The following is an 11,113-nucleotide window of genomic DNA, read 5'->3' as shown; positions in this document are numbered from 1 at the left end:
ATCTGTCGAGCTGTGCGTCAACTACTTTTTTCAATTCTTTTTAGGAATTCATTTAGTCATTTGGCACATGTAATAATATACCAACTAAATCCCTTGCGGTCAATCATTTTCTATGGCTTTTTTTAATTTTTACAAACCCGTCTAATCGCATTGGATCCAGCTTTTATCGTTCGCATTTAATCCGTTTTCTAGCATCTGCCCTAACGTATTTCCCTCTATTTCCTCGCTGTTTTTCTCCCTGATCCAGCAGACAAGAAAAAAACCGCCCATCTCTTGCGAGTGGACGGAGTTTTTTTATCTCATTGTCGGGAATAATAAAACGTCGCGAATCGATTGCGCATCGGTCAACAACATCACTAAGCGATCGATCCCGATCCCTAATCCACCAGTTGGCGGCATACCGTATTCAAGCGCTTCTAAGAAATCTTCATCCACCCCATGGGCTTCATCATTTCCTGCTTCGCGCTCTTTTTCTTGCCCTTCAAAACGTTCTCTTTGATCGATTGGGTCATTCAATTCCGTGAAGGCATTCGCAAATTCACGACCAACGATAAATAATTCAAAGCGGTCGGTAAAGCGTTCATCTTCTGGATTCTTTTTCGCTAATGGCGAAACTTCCACTGGATGACCAAAGACAAAGGTTGGCTGCTGTAACGTTTCTTCAACAAATGTCTCAAAGAATTCATTGATGATATGGCCAACAGTCATGGCATCAGTGATTTCAACATGATGTTCTTTCGCTAAGCTGCGAGCTTCTTCAACGGACATTGGTTGCCAGAAATCCACACCTGTTTGATTTTTGATTGCATCGACCATATGGATTCGTGCAAAGTCGCTAGCTAGATCGACTTCTTGTCCATCGTATTGGATCGTTGCTGTATGCAAGACTTTTTCAGCAGCATTACGAATAATGCCTTCGGTTAGATCCATCACATCTTTAAAATCTGTATATGCCGTATACGCTTCTAGCATCGTAAACTCAGGGTTATGGGTCGTATCGATTCCTTCATTTCGGAAAACGCGGCCGATCTCATAAACTTTTTCCATGCCGCCCACGATCAATCGTTTTAAGTGAAGCTCAAGAGCGATCCGTAAATACAGATCCATATCTAAAGCATTGTGGTGGGTAATGAAGGGACGAGCCGCTGCACCACCTGCTTGATTATGCAATACTGGCGTTTCGACTTCGATATACCCATGACCGTCAAGGTAACGACGAATTTCGCTGATGATTTGGCTTCGTTTCATGAAACGATCAAAGCTTTCTTTATTACTGATCAAATCCAAGTATCGTTGACGGTAGCGTTGTTCTACGTTCGTCAAGCCATGGTATTTGTCAGGCAATGGACGCAATGCTTTTGATAAAATCACGATTTCTTTGGCTTTGATGGTCACTTCGCCGGTATCAGTCTTCATGATTTCGCCAGATACGCCGAAGAAATCACCTAAGTCTGCATGTTTGAATACTTCGTAAGGTTCGTCCCCTACTTGGTCTTTACGTACATATATTTGAATACGGCCTTCGCGGTCTTGTAAATGCGCAAAACCAGCCTTCCCTTTTCCACGTTTTGTAACGATTCTTCCTGCAATGCTTGCTGAAAGATTCATTTCGGCTAATTCTTCTTTGGTTCTTTGATCAAATAACTCATGTAACTCGGCAGAATTATGGGTGCGTTCGAATCGCTTGCCAAAAGGATCAATGCCTTCTTCCCGTAGTTTTTCCATCTTTTCACGGCGAACCAACATTTGATCATTCAATTCTTCTTGTGTTTGTCGTTCCTCTGTCACGAGTTTTCCTCCATTCTTAACTTGGGTTTCCTTCTTATAATGCCAATGATGACGCAAAAAATCAAGCCGAACTTTCGAATCGACTTGATTTGTTTCTTATTCCTTAAGAGTTGCTACCGGCTGTTTTTCGGTCTTTTCCACAAATGCATCTAATAAATCAAAAATCGTCTGCTTATCTTCTGCTTGATTGATAGCTGCCTTCACTTTGGCTGCCCGCGAAATACCTTTTAAGTAGTACGCAGCATGTTGGCGGAATTCTCGCGAAGCGATTTTTTCCCCTTTTAGATCAGCCAACCGTTCTAAATGAAGTTTCGCTGTCGAAATTTTTTCTCGTGGTGTTGGTTCCGGCAATAACTCGCCTGTCTCTAAGTATTGCTTGGTGCGGTGGATCATCCACGGATTGCCTAAGGCTGCCCGTCCGATCATCACTGCATCGGCGCCGACTTCTTCCAACATTCGTTTGGCATCTTCAGGGGTTTTGACATCGCCGTTGCCCATAAAGGGAATCGTGATACTTTGCTTCACTTGTTTCAAAACGTCCCAATCAGCCGATCCTTCATACATCTGTACACGGGTTCTGCCATGCATACCGATTGCTGCGGCACCCGCTGCTTCTGCGGCCTGGGCATTCTCAACCGCAAAGACGTGCTGCTCATCCCAGCCGATCCGCATTTTGACGGTAACGGGCTTGTCGATCGCACTGGAAACAGCATGAACCATTTCATAAACCTTGTCGGGATCTAAGAGCCACTTCGCACCAGCTTCTGCTTTGATGATTTTGTTTACAGGACACCCCATATTGATATCAATGATATCGGCAGTTGTGTTCTCTGCGACAAATTGCGCTGCTTCTACTAAGGATGCTTTATTCCCACCAAAAATCTGAATACTAAGAGGATGCTCCGTCTCGTCAATAAACAGCATCTCAAGGGTCTTCTTATTACGCAGTTGAATTCCTCGATCACTGATCATCTCACAGACGACTAAACCCGCGCCAAATTCTTTGACTGTCACACGAAACGCAGAATTGGTGATCCCTGCCATTGGCGCAACGACGACGCGGTTAGGAATCTCAACCGAGCCGATCTGCCATGTCTGTCTATCTTTCACTTACGCTTCCGCCTCTTTCTTCAACGCCGCCAGTTCCGTTTCATCAAAATGATACTTGTTGCCACAAAACGAGCAGACTGCCTCTGCCCCATGGTCTTCATCGATCATCGCTTGGATCTCGTCAGCCCCTAAGGTGATGATCGCTGTCGCAAATTTTTCTTTCGTGCAATCACAATGGAACTGGACTGGCATTTTTTCTAGTACTTCGATTGTCGTGTCTGGCAACAATGTCGCTAAGATCTCTTCTGGTGATTGGCCTTCATCGATCAAGGTTGATACTCGAGGCAATTCTCCCAAACGTTTTTCGATGGCATCAATGATCTCTTCACTGGCACCAGGCATGATCTGTAACATAAAGCCACCGGCTGCCCGTATCGAATCATCGGTTTCTACTAATACACTCAGACCAACAGCAGAAGGAATCTGTTCTGACACTGCTAAATAATAAGTAAAGTCTTCCCCAAGCTCCCCCGAGACGATCGGTGTTTGTCCAGAGAAGGGTTCTTTTAGCCCTAAGTCTTTGATCACGGTAAAGATCCCTTGGTCACCCACTGCGCCCCGAACGTCCAATTTTCCTTGAGGGTTCAACGGCAGACTGATCTGCGGATTTTTTATGTATCCTTTTACGTCCCCACGGCCATTGCTGTCTACGACGATTGCCCCAGCAGGACCATTTCCTTGAATTTTGACGGTCAATTTGTCTTCCCCTTTTAAGGTACTGCCTAATAACAAACTTCCCACCATCGCTCGCCCTAAAGCAGCAGATGCAGTATTCCATGTTTCATGACGTCGTTGTGCTTCGGCGATCGTCTCTGTTGCCGATACGGCGTATGCCCGGACGAAGCCGTTATATGCTAGTGCTTTTACTAAATAATCCTTCATCTTGATTCTCCTTTTTATTCATTAATGAATCATACTAGGAAGCGCCGCTTTTTTCAACTGAATGTGTTTGAATTTAAGGAAAGTCTTCTTAAATAGAAACAAAAAGGCACCGAGTTCCCTCGGCGCCTTGATACGTCTTGTTTTAGGCGTTATCATCTTTGTTTTCTTGATCAGTCGGTTGGCTTTCGCTATTGCGGCGAACGTCTTCCAATTGTTGATCAAAATCGTTTGATTGTGCATCTTCACTGTGTTTTTCTGCAGCTTGCTTCTCTGCATCTTTTTCTTCCAGCGCACGTTTCGCTTCTTCAAACGTTTGGGCTTTTTCACTAGGATACTCAGAGCTTTCGGTTCCTTCAGGCATTTTGCCTTCTTCAAACAAGGATTTGATTGCTTTGGCATCTAATGTTTCATGTTCAAGCAGTTTTTCAGCGATCAATTTGTGCTGTGCACGGTGTTCTTCAATGATTTCATGGGCTTTTTGATGAGCATCCATTAAAATCTTGCGAACTTCTTGATCGATTTCAAAGGCAACTTGTTCAGAGTAAGCTTTTGTTTGACCATAATCACGACCAACAAAGACTTGATGGTTTCCTTCATATTGAACTGGACCTAACTTGTCACTCATTCCATATTCTGTCACCATACTTCTTGCAAGCGCAGTTGCTTGTTCAAAGTCATTGGAAGCACCCGTTGATTGTACCCCGAAGATGATTTCTTCAGCCGTACGACCACCAAGCAACCCAACGATTTGTTCAAACATATCTTCTTTGGTCATCAAGAATTGATCTTCTTTCGGCAAGGCGATCATGTAACCACCCGCACGTCCCCGAGGAATGATCGTTACTTTGTGTACCACACGGGCACGACTCAAGACTAACCCAACAATGGTATGTCCTGCTTCATGGTAAGCAACCATTTCACGTTCGCGTTTGTTGATGACCCGATCTTTCTTCGCTGGACCAGCGATCACGCGGTCTTCCGCTTCATCGATATCTGAAGCATCGATTTTTTTCTTGTTACGACGAGCAGCAACTAATGCCGCTTCGTTCAAGACGTTTTCCAGATCCGCACCGGCAAACCCTGGTGTTTGTTGGGCAACGACTTTCAAATCAACATCATCTGATAAAGGTTTGTTGCGGGCATGGACACGGAGGATTGCTTCGCGGCCTTTCACGTCTGGACGACCAACTAAAATCTGACGGTCAAAACGTCCTGGACGTAGCAACGCTGGATCTAGAACATCCGAACGGTTCGTTGCGGCAATGACGATCACGCCTTCGTTTCCATCAAAACCATCCATTTCAACCAATAACTGGTTCAATGTTTGTTCCCGCTCATCATGTCCGCCACCCATACCGGCACCACGTTGGCGACCGACAGCATCGATTTCATCGATAAAGATGATGGCTGGTGCATTTTTCTTCGCTGTTTCAAATAAGTCACGCACCCGGCTTGCACCGACACCGACAAACATTTCAACGAAATCTGAACCAGAGATCGAGTAAAACGGTACGCCAGCTTCACCAGCAACGGCTTTGGCTAGTAACGTTTTCCCGGTTCCCGGAGGTCCCTCAAGTAAGACACCTGCGGGGATACGAGCGCCTAATTCAACGAAACGTCGAGGATCTTTCAAGAATTCCACGACTTCGACAAGCTCTTGTTTTTCTTCTTCTGCACCGGCTACGTCTGAAAAACGTACGCGGTTGGCTTTTTTGTCCGCTTCTTTGGCTTTTGATTTGCCAAAGTTCATCACACGGCCGCCACCGCCACCGCCGCCGCCTTGTTGGCTCATCATCATGTAGAAGAAGAAAATGATGATCACAAGTGGTAAGAAGCTAACCAAAAGCGATAACCAAATACCACTGTTGGATTCTTCTTCGATGGTAGTTTTGACCCCTTGTGCTGAGGCCAGACTGGTGACTTCGCTCAGCGTAGAATCATTTGGTAAAATAATCGTTGAAAAGCGGGTCGAACTTGCCTGTGTATTGCCTAAAACAGACAAGCTGTTGTCATTGCTGACAGTTTGTTCTTCATTGTATTCACCCACGATTCGATAAACACCGTTAGCGGGTTGGACAGTAAATTGTTTGACCTTCCCGTCTTTCAGTTGTTCTGTAAACGTGGAGTACTCGATCGTTGGGGTCTGCTGATTGCCATTTCCAAAGATGAAATAAACGACCATGACCATTGCCAACAAGACAAGTACATAATATAAGGTATTTTTTACCATACCGTTATTTTTCTTATTCATGCGTACCTCCCTGGCTATTTTGTTTTATCAATCCTGACCATTTAATTGTATCACAATTGATTTAGAACAGTCACTAATTTGACTGATAAACACTAGGTTTTAAGACGCCAACGTAAGGTAAGTTTCGATATTGCTCTGCATAGTCCAGTCCATATCCAACAACAAACTCATTTGGCACATCGAAACCGACATAATCAGCATCGATCTCAACAACACGGCCTTCCGGCTTATCTAATAACGTCACGATTTTCACTGATTTCGCTTTACGGTATTTGAATAGATCTACCAGATAAGCCAACGTGCGACCGCTGTCAATGATGTCTTCAACGATCAAAAGATCGCGGCCCTCAACATTTGTATCTAAATCTTTGATGATTTTGACTTCTCCAGATGAAATCATGGCATTGCCATAACTTGAGACATCCATGAAGTCTAACTCCAAGTAACAATCCATCTCACGAACGATGTCTGCCATGAAAGGAACGGCACCTTTCAGTACACCTACGACTAGAGGATTTTTATCCGCATAAGCCGCCGTTAATTCTTGACCAAGTTCCACACAACGATTTTTGATTTCGTCACGGGAAATCAAAATTTTCTCAATATCTTTATCTAGCATAAAGTTCTCCTTCCAACTCTTACTTCTGATATTTATAAAGAAGTATGTAGTGTATTTTATCAGTTTCTGGCGCAATACTCAAATAGGAAAATGCATGAGGTAGTAAGGCAATCACCTGTTTATCAAGGTTTGTGACGACCCAACTTTTTTCTCGCTCTTCATTAGGAATTTTTGAATCGATAAAAAAACGACTGATCTTTTTGGTCAGGCCACGCGCCAAGCGGATTCGGTCTCCGGGCTGACGCTTACGTACGATCAGCTCAGAGGAATAGTTTAGCGGTAAATCTTGGGAAAACTCTGACCAATTTGTGATTTTTTTGGGAATATGCTGTTCATTTATCGGAAAATACCCAATCCATTCCTTTTCAGACAGATAGATCCCCTCCCCTAAAACCAGACGCTGACTGACTTCTGTCAACGGCGTTGCAGGCTTTTGGGAAACAGCTACAGGTTCCAATAATAATTGGTCATAACTGCGCCGTAACTGCCACTGTTTGTGCAATGCCAATTGCCATTGCCCTTTCTTTTCGTCTAGCAGACGCAATAACTGCGGCAGCTGTTTTTGATTGAGTGGCTGCTTTGTAAAAGCTTCTGCTTGCTGCAAAAACCCAGCATAGAAAAAATAGCGCTGCGCCGGCGAAAACGTCGGCAGCTGTTGCAGATTGATCACTAAGCGAGTAGCTTGCTGTTGAACGAACGCAGACAACCATTGCTGCTGCTCTTGCTGGATCAACTGATTGGCGAACTGCATTTCTACAGAAAGCTGTTGAAAATGTGGCAGCAGTTGCGGATTTTCCGCTTTTAATGCCGGCACTACTTGCTGGCGTAGTCGGTTTCGCAAATACAACGGTTCGTGATTGCTTTCGTCTTCAAAGTAGGGAATCTGCTGTGCTTGCGCATAGTCGTAAATCGCTGCCTTACTGACACTAAGCAGCGGCCGCAACAGGACTCCTGTGTGAAAAGGCTGCTGCTGCTGCATCCCGCCAGCCGATTGCAAGCGGCCTTCTCGAATCATCTTCATCAGCATCGTTTCTACTTGGTCATCACTGTGGTGAGCAGTCAGCAAAACATCATAGCCTTCTTGGGACATGACATCGGCAAAAAACGTATAGCGAAAGTCACGAGCGCTAGCTTCTACGCCGGTTTCTGGCGGATTTTCCCAACACCGCTCATAAAAAGGAATGCCGCGTTCCTGGCAGTACTGCCGTAAAAAAGCCGCTTCCTCAGCAGATGCTGGACGCAATTGATGGTTCACATGTGCCACGCCAAAACATGGCTCTTTTTGCATTTCGGGAAACAACTGACAAAAGACCTGCAACAAGACCATGGAGTCGACGCCCGTCGATACCGCCAGCAAAAAGCGGCGTTTTTTTTCCGGATCGATAGCAGCGATTTGCCCTCGAACGGTTTGAATGACCATCTTATGACCTCCTTTTCCTTCGGTAGACCCACAAGAAAGAAAGCTGAAACAAAACGAACCAACAGTTTTGTTCCAGCTTTTTCCAACTTGCTATTCATGTTTAGTTACGGCGTCCGCCGCGGCCACCGCGTTTTCCTTCTGTATTTCGACGTAATGATGAAAGACGATCATCACTATCTTTTAGAAAAGAACTCATCAATGAATCGAAGTCTTGTTTATTTACATTCGTAGTTTGATTGCGTGAAAAAGATTTTTTCGGATTTGGTCGATTGAATTCTTTTTTCGGGTATTCACGTTTTTCTTCCGGCTTATCTTCTGCCTTGCGGATCGATAGTCCAATTTTCCCATCGTTGCCGATTGCCGTAACAAGTACTGTCACTTCATCCCCAACAGACAACACGTCGTGAATGTCTTTGACGAATCCGTTTGATACTTCACTGATATGCACCAAACCAGTTTTCCCTTCACCAAGATCAATGAACGCACCAAAATTTGTAATACCAGACACTTTGCCCTTTAGTTTCGCTCCAACTTCGATTGACATATAAAAAATGTTCCTCCTAATTTTTACCCATTTAAAATAATTCAAACTACTGCGCTGAGTAGGTATGACATTGCTTAATCTTGTGACTCTGTGGATGATGATTCTTGCTCGCTTTGTGAAGAGTCTTCATTCGTGCTCTGAGAATCCGTTCCGTCCGGCAAGACCGGATAGATCTTTTCGCCATCTTTTGAATAGAAGAATCGGCTCCGGGCCAATTTCGCTACATATTCATCGTCTTTCAGTAAGGCAACATCCCGCTCCAACGAAGCCACTTTTTGTTCAGCTTCTTTTTGTTCAGCGACTGTTTCCGCCTTATATTCCTTTAGCTTTTGCAGGCGCATTTGATCGTTGAACATCTGAATGCCTACGATCGCAAATATCGCTAATGCCGCTACGAAAAACGCCACCAGCCGACGTCGGCGAAACACGACTTGCCGCCGCTCTTTTTCAAACTTGGCAAATTGCTCTTTCGCATAATCGGTCTGCAATAGTTCTATTTTTCTATTTGATTCTTTTGCCACCTGAACTCGCTCCCGTCGCTGTCTTTGTTTTTTACATTATACCAACATCCGCAAAGCTTGTCTAACTGAAAATGCCGTAAAAATCAAGCATTTTCTGAGATTCTTTCCTCTGAAACGATCTCATACATTTTTGCAGCGTCTTCTTTTTTCGTCGATTCATGCAATTCATTAACTTTTACTTCCAAGACCTTATTCCCGAATTGAATGCGCATAGTATCGCCTACTTTGACGTCACTGCTTGACTTGGCTAATTTGCCGTTGATCTGAATGCGTCCCTTGTCTGCCACTTCTTTGGCCACAGAGCGACGCTTGATGATGCGGGAGATTTTAAGAAATTTATCTAATCTCATGTTTTTCACCTCTTCTTAATAGTTTCTTTCCAAATGGAACTAACAGCCATTCGCGAATCGTTAACAATTTGATTTTGATCGCTGCCCCGATAAAGGCTGCGCCTCCCAGACCGACACCGCCTAGGCAAAAAAGCAGCGCCTGTAGTCGATGGGTCAAAGGACCGTTCAATAAGATCGCCACGAAGCTATAATATAAGAATAGCACGCTTGCCATGATCCCTAAACAAATAAATAATTTTTTTCCATAATTTCCTTCATACCAAAAGCGATTGATGCTACTTTGTGCTCGACGCTGTTCGGAAACCACAAAACAGCATAAGGTCGCTCCTAACCCCAACAGCGTACTGATACTTGCTCCTGCAGTCCCATAAGAAGCAGTCAGCGGCCACATCGATAGACATTTAACCAAAAGACCGATCCCCGCAGCGATCAAGCCGAAGGTATAGGTACTGCGGCTTTGTTGAATGCTTTGATAAGCTTGAATTGTCGCCATCAGAGCGATGGAAAAGACAAACAATACTAGCGCCGCATTGCCAGATCCGTCTTTGAATAAGGCAAAGTTGATATAAGGCAGCAAAATCGCTAAGCCTACGGCGGAAGCCGAAGCAATCCCGATTGTTAGGCGTAAATACATTTTTGCCGACTTTTCAAACAGCTGCTGATTTTTTACCGTCAAATACTTGGTCAATGTTGGCAAAAACGTCGAACTTAACGCCATCGCCACCACAAGACCTAGTTGGACGAGGGGTTGTCCTCGATCATAGATCCCTTTCGAAATCCGAGCTGCTTGTGCCGTCAACCCACCTGCTTCCAGTGCATTGGTCAACAAAAACGAATCCGCTAACTGGAACAAGATCAAATAGCCGCTATAAATCGTCAACAGACCGCCTTCTAAGAAGAACCGTTTTTTCAAAGAGGCTGATAAAACAGCAGTGTTTTCTCCTATACTAGTGACTGGTTTATGCCATAACGATAAGCGTTTGCCGTTGATTTGTCGGCTATAGTAACTTAAAATCCACCACGCCGCAAGCCCCCCGACTAAGGCACCCATCATGGCGACAGTCCCCGTTTGATAAACCGTCCAACCCAATTGCTGGAAAGCTGCCGCAGCACCTAAAATCACCCCGACTCTAAGGAGCTGCTCTACGACTTGGGAAACTGCGGTTGGCACCATTTGTAAATTCCCTTGAAACATTCCTCGATAAAAGGTCAAAGGTGGGACAAACAAGAAGGTAAAGGAAACGACTCGAATCAAGCCTGACAGTTGGTAGTCCCCCATCACTTGCGCGATTGGACCGGCAAATAAAAAGGTCATAGCCCATAAGCCGATCGCCGACCAAAGCACATAAGGCGTCAAAGCTTGCAGCCGTTCCTTGCTTTTCAAAGGATCGGGTTCTTCAGCGACAATACGGGAGATAAACTGTGGCAAACCTGACAACGCCAAAGTCATTGCCAATCCATAAATCGGATAGACTTGTTGATACACATAAAACCCTTCGTCCCCTACCAGGTTCTGAAAAGGGACCCGATAAACGGCACTTAAGATTTTTGCGATAAAGGAAGCGATCGTTAAAATAAACGCCCCTTCCATCGTACGCTTCAATTGTGATTTCGGCATCCCTCTGGTT

At 44.7% G+C, this 11,113-nt stretch carries 10 protein-coding genes; all 10 read right to left on the bottom strand.

Annotated features, from left to right (window positions below; all coding sequences use genetic code 11):
• Nucleotides 1-294: 294 nt before the first annotated feature.
• On the bottom strand, nucleotides 295-1,788 hold the full coding sequence (gene lysS, locus IAE45_RS14730; protein ID WP_005230758.1) for a lysine--tRNA ligase: 1,494 nt from the start codon (nucleotides 1,786-1,788) through the stop codon (nucleotides 295-297).
• A 96-nt stretch (nucleotides 1,789-1,884) separates the two neighbouring features.
• On the bottom strand, nucleotides 1,885-2,898 hold the full coding sequence (dusB, locus tag IAE45_RS14725; protein WP_077452381.1) for a tRNA dihydrouridine synthase DusB: 1,014 nt from the start codon (nucleotides 2,896-2,898) through the stop codon (nucleotides 1,885-1,887).
• Nucleotides 2,899-3,780 carry an Hsp33 family molecular chaperone HslO gene (gene hslO, locus IAE45_RS14720; RefSeq protein ID WP_140966177.1) on the bottom strand — a complete coding sequence of 294 codons (882 nt, stop codon included), beginning with the start codon at nucleotides 3,778-3,780 and terminating at the stop codon, nucleotides 2,899-2,901.
• Nucleotides 3,781-3,922: 142 nt separating this feature from the next.
• On the bottom strand, nucleotides 3,923-6,031 hold the full coding sequence (gene ftsH, locus IAE45_RS14715; protein ID WP_142425152.1) for an ATP-dependent zinc metalloprotease FtsH: 2,109 nt from the start codon (nucleotides 6,029-6,031) through the stop codon (nucleotides 3,923-3,925).
• A gap of 73 nt (nucleotides 6,032-6,104) precedes the next feature.
• The gene (hpt, locus tag IAE45_RS14710) at nucleotides 6,105-6,650 is read right to left on the bottom strand and encodes a hypoxanthine phosphoribosyltransferase (RefSeq protein WP_005230750.1); all 546 of its coding nucleotides are present in this window, start codon (nucleotides 6,648-6,650) and stop codon (nucleotides 6,105-6,107) included.
• Between the two features lie 19 nt (nucleotides 6,651-6,669).
• The gene (gene tilS, locus IAE45_RS14705) at nucleotides 6,670-8,070 is read right to left on the bottom strand and encodes a tRNA lysidine(34) synthetase TilS (RefSeq protein ID WP_200126641.1); all 1,401 of its coding nucleotides are present in this window, start codon (nucleotides 8,068-8,070) and stop codon (nucleotides 6,670-6,672) included.
• Between the two features lie 100 nt (nucleotides 8,071-8,170).
• Nucleotides 8,171-8,614 carry a S1 domain-containing RNA-binding protein gene (locus IAE45_RS14700; RefSeq protein ID WP_005233352.1) on the bottom strand — a complete coding sequence of 148 codons (444 nt, stop codon included), beginning with the start codon at nucleotides 8,612-8,614 and terminating at the stop codon, nucleotides 8,171-8,173.
• Between the two features lie 74 nt (nucleotides 8,615-8,688).
• Entirely contained in the window at nucleotides 8,689-9,135 is a 447-nt protein-coding gene (locus IAE45_RS14695) for an FtsB family cell division protein (protein ID WP_200126643.1), read from the bottom strand.
• An 83-nt stretch (nucleotides 9,136-9,218) separates the two neighbouring features.
• Nucleotides 9,219-9,485, bottom strand: a complete 267-nt coding sequence (locus tag IAE45_RS14690; protein ID WP_005230745.1) for an RNA-binding S4 domain-containing protein — start codon at nucleotides 9,483-9,485, stop codon at nucleotides 9,219-9,221.
• A complete protein-coding gene (locus IAE45_RS14685) occupies nucleotides 9,472-11,103 on the bottom strand; it encodes a putative polysaccharide biosynthesis protein (protein WP_200126645.1) in 1,632 nt (543 codons plus the stop codon). The genes IAE45_RS14690 and IAE45_RS14685 overlap by 14 nt, the downstream gene beginning before the upstream one ends.
• Between the last annotated feature and the right edge of the window lie 10 nt (nucleotides 11,104-11,113).

Source organism: Enterococcus sp. S53 (genome assembly GCF_016516865.1).
Classification (GTDB): Bacteria; Bacillota; Bacilli; order Lactobacillales; family Enterococcaceae; genus Enterococcus_D; species Enterococcus_D innesii.
This window is presented reverse-complemented; position numbering and strand designations above follow the sequence as displayed.

What these genes read in the sequence shown, in the direction of transcription:
- tilS (WP_200126641.1), bottom strand. Translation starts at nt 8,070, where the DNA reads ATGGTCATTCAAACCGTTCGAGGGCAAATCGCTGCTATCGATCCGGAA.
- ftsH (WP_142425152.1), bottom strand. Translation starts at nt 6,031, where the DNA reads ATGAATAAGAAAAATAACGGTATGGTAAAAAATACCTTATATTATGTA.
- IAE45_RS14700 (WP_005233352.1), bottom strand. Translation starts at nt 8,614, where the DNA reads ATGTCAATCGAAGTTGGAGCGAAACTAAAGGGCAAAGTGTCTGGTATT.
- IAE45_RS14690 (WP_005230745.1), bottom strand. Translation starts at nt 9,485, where the DNA reads ATGAGATTAGATAAATTTCTTAAAATCTCCCGCATCATCAAGCGTCGC.
- IAE45_RS14685 (WP_200126645.1), bottom strand. Translation starts at nt 11,103, where the DNA reads ATGCCGAAATCACAATTGAAGCGTACGATGGAAGGGGCGTTTATTTTA.
- hslO (WP_140966177.1), bottom strand. Translation starts at nt 3,780, where the DNA reads ATGAAGGATTATTTAGTAAAAGCACTAGCATATAACGGCTTCGTCCGG.
- hpt (WP_005230750.1), bottom strand. Translation starts at nt 6,650, where the DNA reads ATGCTAGATAAAGATATTGAGAAAATTTTGATTTCCCGTGACGAAATC.